General features: G+C 57.2%; 19 protein-coding genes. 12 read left to right on the top strand and 7 right to left on the bottom strand.

From position 1 onward, the window contains the following. Positions 1–71 precede the first annotated feature (71 nt). Positions 72–959, bottom strand: coding sequence for an AEC family transporter (locus RA28_RS19955; protein WP_039532949.1), 888 nt, complete (start codon positions 957–959; stop codon positions 72–74). Positions 960–1,172: 213 nt separating this feature from the next. Here RA28_RS19955 and RA28_RS19950 point away from each other — a divergent pair, with 213 nt between their 5' ends. Next, complete coding sequence (locus RA28_RS19950; RefSeq protein WP_039532947.1) at positions 1,173–1,982, top strand: division plane positioning ATPase MipZ; 810 nt, start codon at positions 1,173–1,175, stop codon at positions 1,980–1,982. Between the two features lie 176 nt (positions 1,983–2,158). Then, complete coding sequence (locus tag RA28_RS19945; protein WP_039532679.1) at positions 2,159–3,340, top strand: phytanoyl-CoA dioxygenase family protein; 1,182 nt, start codon at positions 2,159–2,161, stop codon at positions 3,338–3,340. 46 nt (positions 3,341–3,386) lie between these two features. Here RA28_RS19945 and RA28_RS19940 read toward each other — a convergent pair whose 3' ends face one another. Beyond that, complete coding sequence (locus RA28_RS19940) at positions 3,387–4,634, bottom strand: adenylate/guanylate cyclase domain-containing protein (RefSeq protein ID WP_039532678.1); 1,248 nt, start codon at positions 4,632–4,634, stop codon at positions 3,387–3,389. A gap of 63 nt (positions 4,635–4,697) precedes the next feature. Then, positions 4,698–5,150 (bottom strand): MarR family winged helix-turn-helix transcriptional regulator, encoded by a 453-nt coding sequence (locus RA28_RS19935; RefSeq protein WP_039532675.1) that lies wholly within the window; start codon positions 5,148–5,150, stop codon positions 4,698–4,700. A gap of 56 nt (positions 5,151–5,206) precedes the next feature. Between RA28_RS19935 and hmgA the strand changes: the two genes are divergently transcribed. The 8 genes from hmgA to RA28_RS19895 all read left to right on the top strand — a co-directional run bounded on the left by hmgA (position 5,207) and on the right by RA28_RS19895 (position 12,454). After that, the gene (gene hmgA, locus RA28_RS19930) at positions 5,207–6,562 is read left to right on the top strand and encodes a homogentisate 1,2-dioxygenase (RefSeq protein WP_039532671.1); all 1,356 of its coding nucleotides are present in this window, start codon (positions 5,207–5,209) and stop codon (positions 6,560–6,562) included. Continuing rightward, on the top strand, positions 6,559–7,182 hold the full coding sequence (locus RA28_RS19925) for a LysE family translocator (RefSeq protein WP_039532668.1): 624 nt from the start codon (positions 6,559–6,561) through the stop codon (positions 7,180–7,182). The genes hmgA and RA28_RS19925 overlap by 4 nt, the downstream gene beginning before the upstream one ends. 26 nt (positions 7,183–7,208) lie before the next feature. Beyond that, positions 7,209–8,465, top strand: coding sequence for a fumarylacetoacetase (gene fahA, locus RA28_RS19920; RefSeq protein ID WP_039532667.1), 1,257 nt, complete (start codon positions 7,209–7,211; stop codon positions 8,463–8,465). 14 nt (positions 8,466–8,479) lie between these two features. Beyond that, positions 8,480–9,430, top strand: a complete 951-nt coding sequence (locus RA28_RS19915; protein WP_039532666.1) for an MBL fold metallo-hydrolase — start codon at positions 8,480–8,482, stop codon at positions 9,428–9,430. 134 nt (positions 9,431–9,564) lie between these two features. Continuing rightward, positions 9,565–11,175, top strand: a complete 1,611-nt coding sequence (locus tag RA28_RS19910) for an FAD-dependent oxidoreductase (RefSeq protein WP_039532664.1) — start codon at positions 9,565–9,567, stop codon at positions 11,173–11,175. A 5-nt stretch (positions 11,176–11,180) separates the two neighbouring features. Then, entirely contained in the window at positions 11,181–11,378 is a 198-nt protein-coding gene (locus tag RA28_RS19905; protein WP_039532662.1) for a DUF2783 domain-containing protein, read from the top strand. A gap of 7 nt (positions 11,379–11,385) precedes the next feature. Next, complete coding sequence (maiA, locus tag RA28_RS19900) at positions 11,386–12,024, top strand: maleylacetoacetate isomerase (protein ID WP_039532661.1); 639 nt, start codon at positions 11,386–11,388, stop codon at positions 12,022–12,024. 88 nt (positions 12,025–12,112) lie between these two features. Further along, entirely contained in the window at positions 12,113–12,454 is a 342-nt protein-coding gene (locus RA28_RS19895; RefSeq protein WP_039532660.1) for a DOPA 4,5-dioxygenase family protein, read from the top strand. Here the strand turns inward: RA28_RS19895 and RA28_RS19890 are convergent. Next, positions 12,451–14,079, bottom strand: coding sequence for an acyl-CoA synthetase (locus RA28_RS19890; RefSeq protein ID WP_039532659.1), 1,629 nt, complete (start codon positions 14,077–14,079; stop codon positions 12,451–12,453). The genes RA28_RS19895 and RA28_RS19890 overlap by 4 nt on opposite strands. A gap of 222 nt (positions 14,080–14,301) precedes the next feature. Between RA28_RS19890 and RA28_RS19885 the strand changes: the two genes are divergently transcribed. Beyond that, positions 14,302–15,693 carry an aminotransferase family protein gene (locus tag RA28_RS19885; RefSeq protein WP_039532657.1) on the top strand — a complete coding sequence of 464 codons (1,392 nt, stop codon included), beginning with the start codon at positions 14,302–14,304 and terminating at the stop codon, positions 15,691–15,693. A 69-nt stretch (positions 15,694–15,762) separates the two neighbouring features. Here RA28_RS19885 and RA28_RS19880 read toward each other — a convergent pair whose 3' ends face one another. The 3 genes from RA28_RS19880 to RA28_RS19870 all read right to left on the bottom strand — a co-directional run bounded on the left by RA28_RS19880 (position 15,763) and on the right by RA28_RS19870 (position 18,914). Next, complete coding sequence (locus tag RA28_RS19880) at positions 15,763–17,028, bottom strand: ABC transporter permease (RefSeq protein WP_039532655.1); 1,266 nt, start codon at positions 17,026–17,028, stop codon at positions 15,763–15,765. After that, a complete protein-coding gene (locus RA28_RS19875) occupies positions 17,025–17,831 on the bottom strand; it encodes a taurine ABC transporter ATP-binding protein (RefSeq protein ID WP_039532653.1) in 807 nt (268 codons plus the stop codon). The genes RA28_RS19880 and RA28_RS19875 overlap by 4 nt, the downstream gene beginning before the upstream one ends. Before the next feature lie 75 nt (positions 17,832–17,906). Continuing rightward, positions 17,907–18,914 carry a taurine ABC transporter substrate-binding protein gene (locus RA28_RS19870; RefSeq protein WP_039532651.1) on the bottom strand — a complete coding sequence of 336 codons (1,008 nt, stop codon included), beginning with the start codon at positions 18,912–18,914 and terminating at the stop codon, positions 17,907–17,909. A 179-nt stretch (positions 18,915–19,093) separates the two neighbouring features. On the opposite strand from RA28_RS19870, the gene RA28_RS19865 reads away from it, so the two are divergent. Continuing rightward, a complete protein-coding gene (locus RA28_RS19865; RefSeq protein WP_039532649.1) occupies positions 19,094–20,065 on the top strand; it encodes a LysR family transcriptional regulator in 972 nt (323 codons plus the stop codon). The last annotated feature ends 206 nt before the right edge of the window (positions 20,066–20,271 follow it).

The raw sequence follows: 20,271 nt of genomic DNA, 5'->3' as shown, positions 1-20,271 counted from the left end.
ACTATAGACACTAAACCAGATTCTGTCGCTGCCAACCGTTCTTGCTCGGTTAAAACAACGCGAGTGTTCCTTCATATCCAGAAGGTCAGTGCCACAGGAAGAACTGCAATCGTCGCCAATGTGGATACCAGTATGAACCCGGCAACGTCTGGTCCGTACTCGGGCACATGCTGATCAATGAACAAATATGTGGCGACGGACGATGGCATCAGACAGCACAGGATCAACGCTCCGCGTTCCGAGCCTGTAAACCCGAACAACCACACCAACGCACTGGCGATGGCGACCGCCATCAGCAGATGCAACACCGTTAGCAGTACGGCCCGACCGAGGCTGCTGATGCGCAGGGTGGCAAGGGTATGACCCAAAGTCAGCAGCATCAGCGGTATCGAGAGGCCACCAAGGATGTTGAATGACTTGGCAATCGGTTGCGGCAAGCTCTGCCCGGTTGCCATCAGGATCAGCGACAGAACGACCGCGTAAATGATTGGCGATGTTGCCAGCTTTCTGACCGAGAACTCGCCAGCGGGTATCCACATGCCCAGCGTAAAGATGCTGACGAGGACAACCACGACAAAGGCCATCGTATAAGCCATCCCGGCGTCGCCCAGCGCAAGCAATGTAATCGGCAGGCCGATATTGCCCACGTTGCCATGCATAAGCGGCGTCAGGAACGCGCGCACCGGCAGGCGCATCACCTTCAGCGCCGCGAATCCCAAAATTCCGAATCCCGCGACGGCCATCGCTGCAGCGGCCATCATGTCCAGAAATGTTCCCACTGCCAGGTTTGTAGTGGACAAATGTGAAATAATGAGCGTGGGGTACCCGACCTTTGAAACGATGCCCCCAATCACCTTGTTGTCGAAGGGTGCCTTGATCAACGCAAGGCAGTATCCGACGCCTGCGCAGATCAGAACCGGCAGTACCACGTTCAGAACATTGAGAAACAGGTGATCCAAACCGAACCCTCCGCACAACTGTGGCCACACTGGGGGCTTGGAATAGCTTTGGCAACTGCGCCGCCGCTAACGGGCCCGCAATACGGGATTGCCGGTCACATGACGGATATTGGCGCAAAGCCGGGTTCAGAGTTCTTCCCTTCCCGCGCGACACAACATATAGTAGGCGACAACAACGTGTGGGCAAACACGGCGGGACGTGGGAATACAGGCATGGCACATATCATCGTAGTGGGGAACGAAAAAGGCGGCGCAGGCAAATCGACCGTTTCGATGCATGTTGCCACCGCGCTGGCGCGCTTGGGCCATAAAGTCAGCACGCTTGATCTGGACCTGCGTCAACGCAGTCTGGGCCGATACTTCGAAAACCGTGGCAACTTCCTGAATGGGTCGGAAGTGACCCTGCCCAGTCCGCGCCACCACGACCTGCCCGAGATTGACGCCAGCAAATTGGGTCCGGGCGAGAATATCTATGATCACCGCCTGTCTGCAGCGGTCTCCGAACTGGAAAGCGACAGCGACTTTATCCTGATCGACTGCCCTGGCTCGCACACCCGGCTCAGCCAGGTTGCGCATTCGCTGGCGGATACGCTGATCACCCCGCTGAATGATAGTTTTATCGATTTCGATCTGTTGGCGCGGATCGATTCGAAGGGCGAGAAGATCCTTGGGCCGTCGGTCTATTCCGAGATGGTGTGGAACGCGCGTCAATTGCGGGCACAAGCTGGGCTGAAACCGATTGATTGGGTGGTCGTGCGCAACCGGGTCGGGACGCAGCGCATGGTCAACAAGGAAAAGATGCAGCGCGCGATTGAAATGCTGTCGCAACGCATCGGATTTCGCGTCGCATCCGGCTTTTCCGAGCGGGTGATCTTCCGCGAATTGTTCCCACGCGGTCTGACTTTGCTGGATCTAAAGGATATCGGGGTCAAGCAACTGAACATCTCGAACATCGCTGCGCGTCAGGAATTGCGCGATATGATGAAAGAGTTGAACCTGCCGGGTGTTGAGATCGACTTCTGATCCGGTCGAACGCCGGAACATCGCCGCATTTGCCTGTGATGCATCCAATCCAACCACCTTGAACCCTTGCTGTTGGCCCGTCTGCCTTCGGTTCCTGATACCTGACAATTGATCCCCCGCCTTGCATCCAACAGAATGAGCCACAGCAAACAGGTCTCAGAGGTGGAGGAAAATTGATGGACGGTATCGTTGACACCGCGACCGGGTACTACGACGAAGCTGCTTGCGATCTGGAAGAATTCCGCAGCCTGATTAGCCAGGTGATTTCACCGGCCTCGGTTCCATATGCGGCAGAGATCAAGAAAAATGTCCCGATCTACGAGACCCCGCGCGTATTACCCCTGCTGAACGATCCCGATAACCGCCCCAAGGTCTTAAGCGAATGGGCACAGGTCCTGAGATCGGGCCCCGGCGTGATCGCAATTCGCGGTGCATATTCGGATAAGGCCGTTCTTGATCAAGCAACTGCAATCTACGAGGAGATTATCGCCGCAGAAAAACAGGCCGCCAAGGCTGGTGCCGACCATTTTGCCGCATCGGGTGCCAATGATCGGATCTGGAATTCTCTGCAAAAGCTGTGCGAAGCGGACCCAGAGGTTTTTGTTCGCTACTTCGCGAATGTGCCGATCGCAGCTGCTTGCGAGGCATGGCTTGGACCGAATTACCAAATGACGGCGCAGGTGAACCTTGTTCACCCTGGCGGGGCCGCGCAACAGGCCCATCGGGACTACCATCTTGGTTTTCAGACGGCAGATATCAGTGCGCGCTACCCGGCACATGTTCACGACCTTTCACCAGCCCTGACTTTGCAAGGTGCGATTGCGCATTGCGATATGCCGGTCGACAGCGGCCCGACAAAACTGCTGCCGTTTTCTCAGGCCTACAGACCGGGATATGCGGCGTGGCGGCGTGACGATTTCCGAGAGCTGTTTGAAGAACGGTGCGTCCAGATTGCTCTTGGAAAAGGAGACGTCGTCTTTTTCAACCCGGCGCTGTTTCACGCGGCGGGTGCGAACACGACCAAAGATATCCATCGCATGGCAAACCTGTTGCAGGTATCTTCGGCCTTTGGATGCGCCATGGAGAACATCGACAGACTGGCAATGTGCAAGCTTGTCTATCCCCACATCGTCCGTGCCAAGGCCGAAAACGCACTAAGTGCCGGTGAAATTTCAGCCGCCATCGCAGCAACGGCCGAAGGCTATTCCTTCCCGACCAACCTTGATCGTGACCCCCCGACCAATGGATTGGCCCCGGAAACCCAAAACGCCTACTTGCATCGCGCACTGGCGGAAAACACCGAGGCAACCCAGGTTTTTCAGGATCTGGACGAAATGAAAGCGCGGCAATCGGCTTGAGAGGCTTCGCGCCACCTCAGCCCAGCTTTGACTGCGGGCGAACGGGTCAACCTCCGCCGGCGGGCTTGCCGTTGGCGTACAGGGTAAACAGTTCCTTTGGCTCTGCCACACCGCGCAGCATGTATCGCCCCACTGACACAAGATCGTGCGCGCAGGGCTGGGCTGCGCGGGCCACATCGTCTGACAGCAATATGCGCTGATCCAAGGAACGGTGCATCCCAGCAATCCGGGCGGCCTGATTTACGGCTGGACCAATAACCGTAAAATCCAGACGGCTTTCGGCGCCGATATTGCCATAAAGGATTTCTCCGGCATGCAGGGCGAGGGTGTAGTTCGTGACACGTTGCCCTTTCGCAGCCCGATGATCGTTCAGCGTGGCCATCTTGTTTTGCAACTCTGCTACCGCGTTCAGAGCAGCACGGGCATCCGCGTCAATCTCGCCCACGTCGAAAATCGCCATCAACCCGTCACCCATGAATTTCAGGATGCTGCCATCGAATTTGTGAACGACATCCACCGCGACCGCCAGATAGTCGTTCAACATGTCGATGATCTCATTGCCCGGCAATTCTTCGGACAGGCCGGTGAATCCTTCCAGATCAAAGTTCCAGATCACCGCGTCGATCTGCTGCAACGACCCGCGGCGGATTTCTCCGGACAAAACCCGTTGACCCGCGTCACGCCCCAGATAAACCCGCATCAGGTCCCGCGCGACGGTTGCGCTGGACGCTGATTTCAATGCAAGCCCGAGGTGCGGCAGGGCCATCTTTATCAGCGACATGTCATCTTCGCCAAAACCGTCCATGCTGTCCGTCGTCCAGGACAACAACACACCATTGATTGGTTGGTGTGCCTCGTAACGCTCCTGCCCGGCGTGCGTGTCAAAACTCACCCCGGTCGCGTAATATTCGGTCGCACCGATTTCACGCAGATCGTTGAGCAGCGGGAAGCGGCTGGCCGTATTCTGATCGACCATCCGTTCCCGGATCTCGTCAAGGCCTTCGTTCAAAATCGCGTAAAGCGGGCTTTGCCGCCATTGCTCGCTTGGGGTCTCGGTATAGTCAAAGGTTTCAAATTCACCACCGCGCCCGGTGTACCAACTGTAGCCGGTTCCGCCGTAGGCTGGATGCAAGGCAGGATGCGCAGCATGAAAGCGCATCAGCGGGACATCTAGGTCCAGCAGCTTGTGACAATAACCATCCAGCAGTTCCTGTTCGCTCGCGCCTTCCAGACCGCGCGTCACCAGCCACTCGACAAGCTCATACGATTTCGCCGCGTTGGGGTCCGTGGCCATTGCGTCAATTCCCTGTACCGTTCAACGAACCATCTGGGGCTTCTTGTGGGCAAATACCAGTGGTCAATCCATGCCCGCCAACCTTCGAAGCATCATCCGTAGCAAGGCAACCTCGCCCGACGTGAATTGAGCCGCCAGTTTCGCGTCATAGCTTTGTGCGATTTCGCGCAATTCACGATAGGAAGAGTGACCCGCCTGCGTCAGAGAAAGCCGTTCGACGCGTCGATCCTCTTCGTCGCGAATACGTTTCAGAAACCGCCGCTGCTCCAGCTTTGCGACGGCACGGCTGATTTTCGTTTTGTGAATCTTGGCACGTTGGCCAATATCCTTGGCGGTCATCTCGCCGTAATTTCCGAGATGAAACAGCACACGCCACTCGGTGCGCAGCATCCCATACCGATTCTTGTAGACCTGTTGAAACTCTAACGAACTTTCTTCGGCTGCCTGATTCAAAAGAAACGGCAGGAAATTCCGCAGATCAAATTCATCTTTTTCATCGTTTTCAGGGTTTGTCATCCTTGTTAGTTACAAAAACAACTATTATCCGACAAGTGGAAAGAAAGGACTGCGCCATGAATCGCCCGACCGATCCGCATCACTTGACCCAGGCCGCAACGCCTGTGGGAACCCATTCCGGTTACATGCCCGGCTTTGGCAACGACTTCGAAACCGAAGCCCTGCCCGATGCCCTGCCACAGGGGATGAACAGCCCCCAGAAATGCAACTATGGCCTTTACGGCGAGCAGCTGAGCGGTACGGCGTTTACCGCCAACCCGCCCGAACGGACATGGTGCTATCGCATCCGGCCTTCCGTCAAACACTCGCACCGGTACGAGAAAATCAATGTGCCGTATTGGAAATCGGCCCCGTGCGTCGATCCCGACGTCATCTCGCTGGGTCAGTATCGCTGGAGCCCGGTGCCGCATTCGGATGAGGGCCTTACATGGCTGACTGGTATGCGAACAATGACCACCGCCGGGGACGTCAACACGCAAGTCGGTATGGCCAGTCATATCTATCTGGTGACTGAGACAATGGAGAATGATTACTTCTTCTCTGCCGACTCTGAACTGCTAGTGGTGCCTCAGGAAGGTCGTCTTCGGTTTGCGACGGAACTGGGGATCATTGACCTTGAGCCCAAGGAGATCGCCATTCTGCCACGCGGTCTGCTTTATCGCGTCGAGGTTCTGGAAGGGCCGGCACGGGGCTTTGTTTGCGAAAACTATGGCCAGAAATTCGAACTGCCAGGCCGCGGTCCGATTGGCGCGAATTGCATGGCCAACCCGCGCGACTTCAAGGCACCCGTCGCGGCGTTTGAGGATCGCGAAGTATCTTCGACGGTCACAATCAAATGGTGCGGGCAGTTCCACAAGACGCAAATCGGTCAAAGCCCGCTGGATGTTGTCGCGTGGCACGGAAATTACGCGCCCTACAAATATGACCTCAGAAACTACTGCCCGGTCGGGGCTATCCTGTTCGACCATCCCGACCCGTCAATCTTCACCGTTCTGACAGCACCCTCGGGCCAGCCGGGCACGGCCAATATCGATTTTGTGCTGTTCCGCGAACGCTGGATGGTGATGGAAGACACGTTCCGCCCGCCCTGGTATCACAAGAACATCATGTCCGAGATGATGGGCAATATTTATGGTCAATATGATGCGAAACCTCAGGGCTTTGTCCCCGGCGGCATGAGCCTGCACAACATGATGATCCCGCACGGGCCCGACAAGGAAGCGTTCGAGAAAGCGTCGAATTCGAACCTTGGCCCGGACAAGTTGGACAATACCATGTCGTTCATGTTCGAAACCCGGTTCCCGCAGCACCTGACCGCGTTCGCCGCAAACGAGGCTCCGCTGCAGGACGACTACATCGACTGCTGGACGGATATCGAAAAGAAATTCGACGGGACACCGGGCAAGAAATGAGCTTTGAGACCTGGATAACCTATGTGGCGACGGTGCTTCTGCTGATGAGCACGCCCGGACCCAGCCAGTTGCTGATGTTGTCAAACTCTGCAACCAACGGGCTGCTGCGCGGGATGTTCACGGCGGCGGGTGACCTGACCGCCAATTTCCTGCAAATGCTGGCCGCCGGGCTGGGGCTTGCGGCAATCCTCGCCGCATCGGGGACCGCCCTGACCGTGATCAAGTGGCTCGGCGTTGCCTATCTGGTGTTTCTGGGTCTCAAGCAAATTCTGAAAGCGCGTGCCTCTGCCTCTGAAACAGCGCCGCGCGCCAGCCGCAAGACCCTGTGGATGCAGGGTTTCGTCACTTCCGCCGCGAATCCCAAAGCGGTGGTGTTTTTCGCGGCGCTTTTCCCGCTGTTCATCGATGGTGCGCTGCCGTTCTGGCCGCAATTCGCCGCGCTCTCTGCCACCTATCTGATCATCGACGGGCTGTTTCTGACCGCTTACGGCGGCAGCGCCAGCTGGCTGGCGCGGCGCCTGCAAGGTCCGGCAAAGCTCTGGCTCGACCGGATCGGGGGCAGCTTCATGATCTTGGCGGCGGTGCTGCTTGGGTTCAAATCCCTGCGGACCGCCTCGTAACTGAACGAATGACATAAGGACATCATATGCCTTTGATGAAATCATGGGTCGCATCGGCCAATTCCGCCGACCACCCGTTTCCGCTGAACAACCTGCCCTATGGTGTGTTCTCGACCGAGGGAACCGATCCCCGCTGCGGCGTGGCGATCGGCGACATGATCCTCGATGTCACCGCCGCCGAGGCGGACGGGTTGATCGCGCTGTCGGACGAGCCGCTGTTTGACCTGCCGTTCTGGAACCCGCTGATGGAAGAAGGCCCCGCCGTCTGGGCGGCGCTGCGCGACCGGCTGACGGCGCTTCTGGCCGAAGGGTCTGACGCGCAGCATAAGGTCGAAGGGATTCTCGTCCCGCAAGAGGCCGCAGAGATGCACATGCCGTTTGCCGTCAGCGAATACACCGATTTCTATGCGGGCAAGAACCACGCCTTCAACGTGGGCACCATGTTCCGTGGCCCGGAAAATGCGTTGCCGCCGAACTGGTTGCACATTCCCATCGGGTACAATGGCCGTGCCTCGTCCGTGGTGGTCTCGGGCACCGACATTCGCCGTCCGTGGGGTCAGTTGAAATCCCCCGATCAGGAGGTGCCAGCCTTTTTGCCCAGCCGCCGCTTTGACATCGAGCTTGAGATGGGCGCGATTGTCGGCACCGCCTCGGACGGTCCGATCTCGGTTCAGGAAGCGGATGACAACATCTTTGGCTATGTCCTGCTGAACGACTGGTCGGCGCGGGATATTCAGGCGTGGGAATACCAGCCACTTGGCCCGTTTCAGGCTAAGGCGACCGCGACATCGATCAGCCCGTGGATCGTGACCAAGGCTGCGCTGGAACCGTTCCGCTGCGACACGCCTGCACGCGAATTCGAACTGCTGGATCACCTGAAGGATTGCGGCCCGATGCTGTATGACATCGACCTGTCGGTGACGATGGCCCCCGAGGGTCAGATCCCAACGCGCATCGCCAGCACCAACTACAACCAGATGTATTATTCAGCGGCGCAGCAACTGGCGCATCACACCACGTCAGGCTGCCCGATGAATACCGGCGATCTGCTGGGGTCCGGCACGATCTCCGGCCCGACAAAACCGGAGCGTGGTTCGCTGCTTGAACTGAGCTGGGGCGGCAAGGAGCCGCTGACGCTGGACACGGGTGAAACCCGCAGCTTTATAGAGGACGGTGACACCCTGACCCTGACCGGTGCCGCCAAGGGCGATGGTTATACCATCGGCTTCGGCGATTGCACGGGCACTGTTCTTCCCGCTCTTGAAAACCCCTACGCACGATAAGGAACTCAAAGAAAATGGCTAAGGCTTTTGCGTCCCAGGGGGACATGTCAGAAAAGAAGATTTCGTTCACCGAGGTGGGCGAAGGGCTGTATGCATTCACTGCCGAAGGTGATCCGAATTCAGGCGTCATCATCGGTGATGACAGCGTGATGATTGTCGAGGCGCAGGCCACCCCGCGTCTGGCCAACAAGGTGATCGAATGCGTCCGCTCGGTGACGGACAAACCGATCACGCATGTCGCGCTGACGCACTATCACGCGGTGCGCGTGTTGGGCGCCAGCGCCTTTGGGGCACAGCAAATCCTGATGTCCGACATGGCGCGCGCCATGGTTGTCGAACGTGGGAAAGAGGACTGGGACAGCGAATTCCAACGCTTCCCCCGCCTATTCGAAGGGCATGAGAGCATCCCTGGTCTGACATGGCCCACGACGACCTTCAGCGACACGATGACCGTTTATCTCGGCAATCGCCGGGTTGACCTGATGCATCTGGGCCGCGCCCACACCGCTGGCGATATCGTGATCCATGTGCCGGATCAGAACGTGATGTTTACCGGCGATATCGTCGAGTACCACTCGGCCTGCTATTGCGGCGACGGTCATTTCAGTGACTGGGGTGATACGCTGGATCAGATCAAGTGGTTTGATGTCGACGCCATCGCGCCGGGCCGGGGTGATGCGCTGGTTGGCAAGGATATGGTCAACGCCGCGATCGAAAACACCCGCGACTTTGTGTCCAGCACCTATCGCCCGGCGGCAAAGGTCGCCGCGCGTGGCGGCAGCCTGAAAGAAGCATGGGACGCCGTGCGTGCCGAATGTGATCCGAAATTCGCAGACTATGCGATTTATGAACACTGCCTGCCCTTCAACGTGGCGCGCGCCTATGACGAAGCACGCGGTATCGACACGCCCCGAATCTGGACCGCCCAACGCGATCTGGAGATGTGGGAGGCCCTGCAGGGCTGAGACGCGCCCGCCCAAATTTGATCCAGATCGTATCGGTTCGTGACAGACAGTGAGAGAATAGCCAGGAACATCTGGCGACTGACGCCAGAGACCGTCTGCTACGCGCCTGCGCGCCAGAGAAGGGGAGAGAGCCTGTGAACAAGATCTTCGAAGTTCCGCTATACGCCTATCAATCCAACCCGGACCAATCCGCTCCGGCTCCGGTGCGTCACAAGGTTATCGTTGTTGGCGCGGGGCCGGTCGGACTGGCCGCAGCCATTGATCTCGCCCAACAAGGCGTCGAGGTTGTGGTGCTGGACGACAACGACAAGGTCAGTTTCGGCAGTCGCGCAATTTGCTTTGCCAAACGCCCGCTTGAGATTTTGGATCGTCTCGGCTGCGGACAGCCGATGGTCGACAAGGGCGTTCTTTGGAACAAGGGAAAAGTATTTTTTGATGACCGAAAGGTCTATGAATTCGACTTGCAACCCGAGGCGGGCGATCAACGCCCGGCCTTTATCAACCTGCAGCAATACTATCTGGAAGAGTACCTGGTCGACCGAATCCGCGACTTGCAGGCAGAAGGCGCGCCCATCGAAATCCGGGGGCGCAACAAGGTCGAAGCCGTCGGCACCCATCCCGATCACGTCCGGCTTGAAGTGGAAACGCCAGAGGGCTCGTACATTGTCGAGGCGGATTGGGTCATCGCGTGCGATGGCGCAAATTCCCCGATGCGAACCATGATGGGCAAGGATTTTGTCGGACGTGTGTTCGAAGACAATTTCCTGATCGCCGATGTTCGAATGGAGGCTGATTTCCCGACCGAAAGATGGTTCTGGTTCGATCCACCATTCAACAAAGGCCAGTCCGCGCTGCTGCACAAGCAGCCCGACGGCGTTTGGCGCATCGACCTGCAATTGGGTTGGGACATCGACAAGGAACGTGAAAAGCGCCCCGAAAACGTGATCCCGCGCCTCAAGGCGATGCTGGGCGACGACGTCAAGTTTGAACTGGAATGGGTCAGCATTTACACCTTCCAATGCCGCCGGATGGAGCAGTTCCGACATGGTCGCGTTATCTTTGCCGGTGACAGCGCTCATCAGGTCAGCCCCTTCGGTGCGCGCGGGGCAAATTCCGGTCTGCAGGACACGGACAACCTGTGTTGGAAACTCAAGATGGTGCTCGACGGAACCGCACCCGAGTCCTTGCTGGACAGTTATGACGTCGAGCGCATCCATGGCGCCGACGAGAATATCCTGAACTCGACACGGTCCACGGATTTCATCACACCCAAATCGGAAATGTCCTGCATTATGCGTGACGCTGTACTGGACCTGAGCGAGCACTATGATTTCGCGCGTCCAATGGTCAATTCCGGTCGCCTCAGCACACCCTGCACCTATGACGGATCACCCTTGAACTCGGCAGATGGTCTGAATGGCCCTGCCACGACCAGACCGGGCTCAGCCTGCCCCGATGCCCCGCTGGGTGATGGCTACCTGCTACCAAAACTGGCTGATCGGTTCACCCTGCTGACAATCGACACTGATGCACCAGACCAGATGGACGTGGACGGTGTTCAGGTCACGCGGCTTGCATTGTCGGTCAAGGACGACCCGTCACTGGCATTGAAACGCCGCTATCTCGGCGATGCCACCAGCGCGGTCTACCTGATCCGCCCCGATCAGCACGTCGCCGCCCGCCGCGATACCTTTGAGGAAAACGCGTTCCGGCAGGCTGTCCGTCGCGCCACAGGTAAGGAGTAAGCATAATGGCCGACCTGATCCTTTCCCCCAATTTTGACCACGCTGACGACTTTTACGCCGATCTTCTTGACGCGCATGAAGGGTTGGAGAAACAGGCCAGCGATGCGCTGAACGCACGTCTGATTCTGGTTCTGGCCAACCATATCGGCGACAACGGAGTTCTGAGACAGGCATTGCACGCCGCTGCGCTAGAGCAAGAGTGACCCTGTAATGTCCGATGTTGTCCTCTACGACTATTGGCGGTCGTCCGCCAGTTACCGCCTGCGCATCGCCCTGAATCTTGCGGGCATCGACTATCGCGCGGTTACTGTCGATCTTGTGAAAGGGGCACAGAGAGAACCCGATCATCTGGCTCGAAATCCGCAGGGGTTGGTGCCAGTCCTCGAAATCGACGGGTTGCGACTGACGCAATCCCTGGCCATTCTTGATTATCTGGACCATACGCGGAACCTGAACCTGCTGCCGCAGACGGCCGCAGAACGGGCAGCCGTGCAGGCGCTTGCACACAGCATTGCGGTGGACGTACATCCGGTCTGCAACCTGTCCGTCGCGCGCCACGCAACGGTCCTGAGCGATGGGAAAGGTGACATGCCGGGCGATTGGATGCGCCATTTCATTCGACCCGGCCTTTTGGCGTTTGAAGCGCTTCTTGGCCGGTTTGATCAAGCACCCTATTCCGTCGGGGCGTCGCCAGGATTGGCGGACATATGTCTGATCCCGCAAATGTACAATGCCCGGCGCTGGCAGGTGGATTTATCTGAAATGCCCCGAATTCTGTCGGTCGAGGCCGCGTGCGCGGATCACCCTGCGTTTGCCGCAGCGCACCCGCAGTCCCACGCCCCCGGTTAACCCCGCGCACAGTTCATGTTTGCAGACACAGAAGTGACACAGCGCCACTTGGCTTTGTAGGCTCACCCGACAAAGACAGGAGCCCGATATGCCCCAGATCACCGGTTATCACGCGCATGTTTACTTTGACGCCGACACCCAGGACACAGCGCAGAAGGTCTGCGAAGAGGCGGCGCGCTTGTTTCCCGTTCAGATGGGCCGGATGCACGCGCGCAACGTCGGTCCGCATCCGCGGTGGAGCTGTCAGCTTGGGTTTGCCCCTGAGGTCTTTGATCAGGTCATTCCGTGGTTGATGCTGAACCGCGATGGGCTGACCGTGTTTACCCACCCGGAGACAGGCGACCATCTGGCGGATCATCGGGATCACGCCCTTTGGATGGGGGAACTGCTCGCGCTTGATCTGTCGATCTTTGACAAGATGGGCGCTTAACTCAGTTCGCGCGCCCGATCCCGCAATTTGAACTTTTGGATTTTGCCGGTAGATGTTTTCGGCAGCGCCCCAAACACAACCGTTTTCGGAGCTTTGAAGTGGGCCATGTTGTCCCGGCAAAACGCGATGATCTCGGTTTCGGTGGCTTGCCCATCGGGCTTCAGTTCAACAAAAGCACATGGGGTTTCGCCCCACTTTTCATCTGGACGCGCGACAACGGCGGCTTCCATCACGGCGGGGTGTTTGTACAAGATATCTTCGACTTCAACGGACGAGATGTTTTCACCGCCCGAAATGATGATGTCCTTGGATCGATCCTTAAGTGCGATATAGCCATCGGGATGCATCACACCCAGATCGCCTGACGCAAACCAACCGCCTTTGAATGCGGTGTCGGTGGCATCGGCGTTCTTGAGGTAGCCCTTCATGACCACATTGCCCTGCATAAAGATCTCGCCCATCGTTTCGCCGTCGGCGGGAACTGGTTCCAGTGTCTCAGGGTTCGCAACCATCAGGCCCGACAGCGCAGTGTATCGCACACCCTGACGCACTTTGAGGGCGGCGCGATCCTCTGCCACCCTATCATTCCATTCGTTTTTCCACGCGCAAACCACAGATGGTCCGTATGTCTCGGTCAGGCCATAGACGTGTGTAACCTCGATGCCCATCGCCTCCATCTTTTCGATCACGGCCGCCGGTGGCGGGGCGCCAGCGGTCATGACCTTGATCTCGTGGTCGAAATCCTTGAGGTCATCCGGCGCATTGGCCAGCATGTTCAGAACAATGGGCGCACCGCAGAAATGGGTGACTTTCTCATCCCGGAAGGCGGCATAGATCGGCTCTGCCCGCACCGCACGCAGACAGACCGATACGCCGGCATTTGCGGCCATTGCCCAGGGGAAACACCAGCCGTTGCAATGGAACATCGGCAAAGTCCAAAGGTAGACCGCGTGTTTCGGCATGTTCCAATCCAGCAGATCCGACTGGGCGTTCAACGTGGCCCCCCGGTGATGATAAACGACCCCCTTGGGATTGCCGGTCGTGCCGGATGTATAGTTCAGGGTGATCGCATCCCATTCGTCCGCCGGTAACGACCACGCGAAATTGGGGTCGCCGTCCTCCAACAGCGCATCATAGGTCAGATCACCCAGTTTTTCGCCGCCTTCAAAGCTGGGGTCATCAATGTCGATGACCAACAGGTCGTGGTCCACTTGTTTCAGGGCTTCCTTGGCCACACCCGAAAACTCAGGATCGACCAACAGAACCTTGGATTCAGCATGGTTTAGAATGAACGCGATGATCGGTGCATCCAACCGCGTGTTGATCGCGTTCAGCACGGCCCCGACCATGGGTACGCCGAAATGTGCCTCGTACAGTTCGGGAATATTGGCGGCGATGATCGACACGGTATCGCCTGAACCGATGCCGTGAGAAGACAGGGCGCTGGCCAGACGTCGGCAACGTGCGTAGGTTTCCCCCCAGCAGTAACGCCGATCCCCATAGACCACCGAAGGGTAGTTGGGATACACCTGAGCCGTGCGTTCGATGAAGCTGAGCGGCGACAGCGGAGCATAGTTTGCGGCGTTTTTGTCCAAATGACGCGTATAGATACCGGATGCTGTCATTTGCGGATCCTCCCAAATCTCAATTGGCGCGACTTGACCACAAAGTTGGGCGTCTGACAAACCCGTAGAAATACGGCGCACCAGGGTTCTGGCAATAATCTATCATGCAATCTGGCCCTATTGTCGCCATGCCTTTCGCGGTGATCTGAGCTATCGCAATTTCATGCTATCGTGGGACTTATCCCATACCCGGAACATCGCATCTGACTGAAAGGACATGTCATGGACGGCACGTTCAACGAAAACGATCTTTCCCGCGTGGTCGAGGCTGACCGCGCCCATATCTGGCACCACTTGCTGCAGCATAAACCCTTTGAAACCAATGATCCGCGTATCATTGTCGAAGGCAAAGGCATGCGTGTCTGGGATCAGAATGGCAAAGAGCATCTGGATGCCGTATCCGGCGGCGTGTGGACGGTGAACGTCGGCTATGGCCGCGAATCGATCTGTAAGGCGGTCTACGACCAGCTGATGAAACTGTGCTATTTCGCCAATTCTGCCGGTTCCATCCCGGGCTCGATCTTTGCCGAGAAGCTGATCAGCAAAATGCCGGGTATGAGCCGCGTGTATTACACAAACTCGGGGTCCGAGGCGAATGAAAAGGCGTTCAAGATGGTTCGCCAGATCGCGCACAAGAAATACGGCGGCAAGAAAACCAAGATCCTGTATCGCGATCGTGATTATCATGGCTCGACCCTGGCGGCGATGTCCGCAGGTGGTCAGGACGAACGCAACGCCCAATACGGCCCCTTCGCACCAGACTTCGTACGCGTGCCGCATTGCATGGAATACCGCAAGCACGAGCTGAACGGCGCGCCAGAAGAGAATTTCGGCGAATGGGCCGCGGATCAGATCGAAGAGGTGATCCTGCGCGAAGGCCCCGACACCGTTGGTGCCCTGTGCCTTGAGCCTGTGACCGCAGGCGGTGGCGTGATTGAAGCACCCGAAGGTTACTGGCAGCGCGTGCAGGAGATTTGCACAAAGTACGATATCCTGTTGCACATCGACGAAGTTGTTTGCGGTGTGGGCCGGACAGGCACATGGTTTGGCTATCAGCAATACGGCGTGAAGCCCGATTTCGTGACCATGGCCAAGGGTGTGGCCTCGGGCTATGCGGCGATTGCCTGCATGGTAACAACCGAAGAGGTCTTTGAGATGTTCAAGGACGACGCTTCGGACCCGATGAACTATTTCCGCGATATCTCGACCTTCGGCGGTTGCACCGCCGGGCCAGCGGCGGCGATTGAGAACATGCGCATCATCGAAGATGAGAACCTATTGGGCAATTGCGTCACGATGGGCGAGCGGATGATGGGCAACCTTCAGGCATTGATGGAAAAGCACAAGGTTGTCGGTGACGTGCGCGGCAAGGGTCTTTTCCTGGGTGCTGAATTGGTCGCAGACCGCGAAACACGCGAGCCGGTGGAAGAAAAGCTGGCTCAGGCCGTGGTGGCCGACTGCATGGCGCAAGGTGTGATCATTGGTGTGACCAACCGATCAGTCCCGGGCCGCAACAACACGTTGTGCTTCTCGCCGGCACTGATTGCAGCGGCAGACGATATTGATCAGATCACTGATGCGGTTGACGGTGCGCTGGGTCGCGTCTTTGGCTAAGCCCTTCGCTTAGCCACAGTCCCAAATTAAAGAACCCCGGGCAACGCCCGGGGTTTTCTGTTTCTGCGATCAGCTGCGGCCTTTCCAGGGAACCAGGATATTCTCGGCCTTTCGCATCAGAATATCGATGCCGTAGCCGATAATTCCAATCAGCACGATCCCCATGATCACGATGTCGGTCAGCTGGAACTTGGATGCGGCGATGATCATCATACCGGCCCCCTTTTGGGCGGCGACAAGTTCTGCCGCAACAACCGTACCCCAGCAAACACCCATCGCAACCCGGGCACCCGTGAATATCTCGGGCAGCGAGTTCGGGACAATCACATGACGCATGATCTGCCACTTCGAAGCCCCCAACGAGTATGCCGCGTGAATTTTCGAAATATTCACACCTGATACGCCCGCTCGGGCCGCAATCGTCATAATCCACAGCGCCGCCAGGAACAGCAGAACGATCTTGCCAGTCTCCCAAATGCCGAACCAGATGATCACAAGCGGGATCAGCGCCAGCGGTGGAACCGGCCGCATGAATTCGACGATCGGATCAAACCAACCGCGGAACCATCCCGACAATCCCATCGCATATCCCAGCGGAATGCCGACAATCGCACCCGCGACAAACCCGGCAATGACACGCAGCAGAGACCAACCAAGGTGCTGCCAGAGCGAAAAGTTCTGATAGCCCTCGCTTGCGATTTCAAAGAACCGCGCCACAACCGTTTCCGGCGCAGGCAACCAGATGGGGTTCATTTGCAGGCCTTGCTTGGGCGTAAAGCTGATTGCGCCCTTTCCGGTCAGCGAAACCGATCCGTCGCCCGTGTCCACTGTGTCATCCGGACCGATGGCTGTGCCGTTGATCGCGATGATCTTGGCGCCATCCGACCGGGTGACCTCGTCATTTTTGTCGAACAAAATAGTAGAGGACCGACCAGCCGGCGCAGCAAAGGCGACGTCTTTGGCAAATCCCGTGCCGGGTTCAACCTCGAAACTCTCCGCTTCCTCGCCAAATGCCGGAACGCGTACAAACACAGTCGCATCGTCCGTGCTGCCATCCGGGTGTTCCAGCGTATAGGTAAACTGGGTTTCGCCCACAAATGGCCCAGGAACGTGGATTGGCATGATCTTGGACCCGGTGAACGCGCCCCAGATCAAAAAGATCACCACGACAGATATGATTGAGGCCGCCCGGTCCGCGCGCACTGCGCTTTCATCCCCGAACGTCACCGTTTTCAGACTGGTGAAATCCTGACGCGACTGCAGTCCCCGACGCATGGCGTAAACGATGAAGAAAGCACCGCCAAAAAGACCCAGATAGAAAAGAAGAACAATCATGCGACCTGCTCCGTCCGACCCATGATTTCCTCTTCCATCTCCCAGATCATCGACAGGATTTCGTCGCGTTTTTCTGCAAAGCCCTCGGACTTTTTCACGTCGCGCAAATCGGCGTTTACGCCGCGCTCGGCGAAGGGAAGATTGTATTCACGGTGGATGCGCCCCGGGCGCGGTGCCATGACGATCAGACGTTCGCCCAGCAAAAGGGCTTCTTCAACCGAGTGGGTGATCAGAATGATGGTCTTGCCCGTCTCTTTCCAAAGTTTCAGCACAAGCCCCTGCATTTTTTCCCGCGTCAGCGCATCCAAAGCACCCAAAGGTTCGTCCATAAGGATAACGTCCGGTTCGTTGGCCAGGCATCGCGCCAGCGCGACGCGCTGCTGCATACCGCCGGACAGTTCGTAAACCGCCTTTTCCTTGAAGTCCTGTAGGCCGACGACCTCCAGCAAGTGATCCGAGATCTTTTCCCGCTCTGCTTTGGGCATGCCTTTCATGCGTGGGCCGAATTCCACATTGTCCCGCACGTTCATCCATTCGAACAACGCACCTTTTTGAAACACCATGCCGCGTTCCGCATCGGGGCCTTCGACGATGTGGCCGTTCAACTCCACCTTGCCCGATGTTGGTGCCAGAAACCCTGCGAGGATATTCAGCAAGGTTGTCTTGCCGCATCCAGACGGGCCAAGAACCGACATAAGCTCGCCTTCTTTCAAACTCAGCGATACGTCCTTGAGCGCCTGCACCGAAGACCCATTGGGCAGGTCAAAGCGCATGGACAAATCAACAATGTCCAGTTCGGGCATTCTGCTTCCTTCCTGTTTTTATAAATGGGCCGGCCCGGAATCCGAGCCGGCCTACCACGTTGTCTTGCCAGTGAATTAGTTGGTTGCAGCCGACTGCGCAGCGGTCAGCGGACCTGCGTTCACCGCACCATCATACGAATCCAATGCGGATTCGATGCTGCCGGCATCCACAAACACGTTGGCGACACCCTTCATAAAGCTCTGCGCGCCGCCGCCGAGCCACTTGTCAGACAGTTGCTCGTCAACGGACGGGAAGGTGAATGTGGCGATCGTGGCCTCAGCATCAGCAGGGTCCATACCCGCGTCCTTGGCGATGACCGGCAACATTTCGTCCTTGCTGTCACCAGCATTCCACTGGGCGTTTGCATCTGCGGTCACTTTCAGGAACTTCGACAGCAGTTCGGGTTCTTCCTCGATAAAGCTGGACGGCGCACTGGTGACGTCAAACACCAGGATACCAAGCTCTTCCTTCTCGGCACCGGTCAGCAGGATGTTTCCGTGTTCGACCATGCGGCGCAGCGCGCCACCCCAACCGCAAACCATATCCAGGTTCCCTTGCGCGAAGGCAGCAGCACCATCAGCTGGTGCCATGTCAACGATTTCCATTGAACCGACATCAACGCCGAAATGCGACATCTGCGACAGGAAGCCATAATGCGCGGCAGTACCGATCGGAACGCCAACCTTCTTGCCGTTCAGTTCGCCCGCGCTGTCCTTGTCAATCTCCAACGCTTCGGCGACGACGCAGTTGTCGTTGTCAGAATAGCTGACGGCCACGTCGACAATCTGGATGTCCTGACCCGCCGATGTGGTCACCACAAACGGTGGCACACCCTGGCTTACGGCGATCTGTACGTCACCCGAGGCCATTGCTGCCGACATCGCAGTACCGGTATCGAAGGAAACCCAGTTGATCTTGACGCCAAGCTCTTCTTCATAGGTTCCATTTGCCTTGGCATATTGGAACGGCATCGGCCATTCCAGGAAATACGCGACGGTGATCTCGTCCAGCGCCGCAGCCTGCGATGCAGTCAGGGCGGCGATGCCGGCAAATGCCGATGACAACAGTTTTTTCTTGATCATTTTGATTACTCTCTCCGTGCTGGTCTGGCTTCGGTTCGATTATTGCGAGATTTCGAACTCGGCCGTAGTGACGAAATCATAATCTGCGGCAGAGTAAAGGGTGAAACAAAAAATTGATTGCGAAAAAACCGAAACTTTGCTTCGCTTTTCTAGAAAGAGCGTCTGTGCCGAGGTTCCAAATGCCCGAAAAGTCACTCAGCCTCAGATGGTTGGAAATTTTCCAGCTGATTTCCAAGCTTGGTTCGATTCAGAAGGTGTCTGCCGAAACCGGCCTATCCATCAGCACAGTGTCCAATCATTTACGCAGTTTGGAAAAAGCTCTGGGCGTTGATCTCGTCGATCATAGTCACAGACCGATGGGCCTGACGCCCGCCGGGATCGTCTATGCACGGCACGTTTACGAAGGGATGACGGCGCTAAAGCGGGGCGAGGCGGAAATCCGGTCCGGCAGTTGGCAGCATGCCACGGATCTGAGGCTGGCGCTGATCGATGATTTCGACAATCAAATTGCCCCCGAGATGTTCAGTTCGCTGTCTGCCGCACTGCCGCGATGCAATTTCCGGCACTTCGCGCGACCAAGCCACGAGATCATCGAAAAGTTGCAAGCACAAAAGCTGGACGCCGGGATTGCGACCAGACCGGCAGAAAACGTCGAAGGACTGCTTGAATACCCGCTTATGCGTGATCCCTTCATCCTTGTTCTACCGCCCAGTTACGCGGGCAACATGCAGGATCTGATCCGTTCAAAGCACAAGCTGCCCTTCCTTCGCTATTCAAGGGATCATACAATTGGCAAGCTGATTGAGATGCAACTCAACCGCAGCAAGATCAGCTTACCGAACAAGTTTGAATTAGAGTGCAATCAATCCATAATCGGCCTGGTCGCAGACGGCTGCGGCTGGACCGTTACAACGGCGGCCAGCTACTACCGCGCGCAGCGGTACCACGAGTCCACCAAGGTCCTGCCATTTCCAGGCAAGAGCTTTGCCCGCACGGTGTCGCTCTTTACCAGTAATGTACATCCCGTTGCGACATCAAAGCTGATCCACGAGACCATGCAGGAACTGATGACTCTTCATTTCGTCGAGCCGATGACGTCGAGATTCGACTGGCTCGAATCCAAATTTCGCACCGTCGCGTATCCGAACTAGAACCGAACGATTTGACGGTACTATCCGCGCTATTCTTGTGACTTTCCTGATTGCCTGGTCTTTTGGATTTTGGTTGCGGGGGGATGATTTGAACCTCTGACCTTCAGGTTATGAGCCTGCCGAGGTTTGCTCGTTAAGCAAACAGTCCGGTTGACTGTTTGTAGATTTGACGGGCTGATTTGGGTTTTTGTGATTTTGGTTGCGGG

The organism is Ruegeria sp. ANG-S4 (genome assembly GCF_000814005.1).
Taxonomy (GTDB): domain Bacteria; phylum Pseudomonadota; class Alphaproteobacteria; order Rhodobacterales; family Rhodobacteraceae; genus Ruegeria.
Note: the sequence above shows the minus strand (reverse complement) of the source record. Positions and strands in the feature narration are given on the sequence as shown.

Excerpts from the sequence above, each read along its gene's own strand:
- RA28_RS19950 (WP_039532947.1), top strand. The coding sequence starts at position 1,173 with ATGGCACATATCATCGTAGTGGGGAACGAAAAAGGCGGCGCAGGCAAA.
- RA28_RS19945 (WP_039532679.1), top strand. The coding sequence starts at position 2,159 with ATGGACGGTATCGTTGACACCGCGACCGGGTACTACGACGAAGCTGCT.
- RA28_RS19940 (WP_039532678.1), bottom strand. The coding sequence starts at position 4,634 with ATGGCCACGGACCCCAACGCGGCGAAATCGTATGAGCTTGTCGAGTGG.
- RA28_RS19935 (WP_039532675.1), bottom strand. The coding sequence starts at position 5,150 with ATGACAAACCCTGAAAACGATGAAAAAGATGAATTTGATCTGCGGAAT.
- hmgA (WP_039532671.1), top strand. The coding sequence starts at position 5,207 with ATGAATCGCCCGACCGATCCGCATCACTTGACCCAGGCCGCAACGCCT.
- RA28_RS19925 (WP_039532668.1), top strand. The coding sequence starts at position 6,559 with ATGAGCTTTGAGACCTGGATAACCTATGTGGCGACGGTGCTTCTGCTG.
- fahA (WP_039532667.1), top strand. The coding sequence starts at position 7,209 with ATGCCTTTGATGAAATCATGGGTCGCATCGGCCAATTCCGCCGACCAC.
- RA28_RS19915 (WP_039532666.1), top strand. The coding sequence starts at position 8,480 with ATGGCTAAGGCTTTTGCGTCCCAGGGGGACATGTCAGAAAAGAAGATT.
- RA28_RS19905 (WP_039532662.1), top strand. The coding sequence starts at position 11,181 with ATGGCCGACCTGATCCTTTCCCCCAATTTTGACCACGCTGACGACTTT.
- maiA (WP_039532661.1), top strand. The coding sequence starts at position 11,386 with ATGTCCGATGTTGTCCTCTACGACTATTGGCGGTCGTCCGCCAGTTAC.
- RA28_RS19895 (WP_039532660.1), top strand. The coding sequence starts at position 12,113 with ATGCCCCAGATCACCGGTTATCACGCGCATGTTTACTTTGACGCCGAC.
- RA28_RS19890 (WP_039532659.1), bottom strand. The coding sequence starts at position 14,079 with ATGACAGCATCCGGTATCTATACGCGTCATTTGGACAAAAACGCCGCA.
- RA28_RS19885 (WP_039532657.1), top strand. The coding sequence starts at position 14,302 with ATGGACGGCACGTTCAACGAAAACGATCTTTCCCGCGTGGTCGAGGCT.
- RA28_RS19880 (WP_039532655.1), bottom strand. The coding sequence starts at position 17,028 with ATGATTGTTCTTCTTTTCTATCTGGGTCTTTTTGGCGGTGCTTTCTTC.
- RA28_RS19875 (WP_039532653.1), bottom strand. The coding sequence starts at position 17,831 with ATGCCCGAACTGGACATTGTTGATTTGTCCATGCGCTTTGACCTGCCC.
- RA28_RS19870 (WP_039532651.1), bottom strand. The coding sequence starts at position 18,914 with ATGATCAAGAAAAAACTGTTGTCATCGGCATTTGCCGGCATCGCCGCC.
- RA28_RS19865 (WP_039532649.1), top strand. The coding sequence starts at position 19,094 with ATGCCCGAAAAGTCACTCAGCCTCAGATGGTTGGAAATTTTCCAGCTG.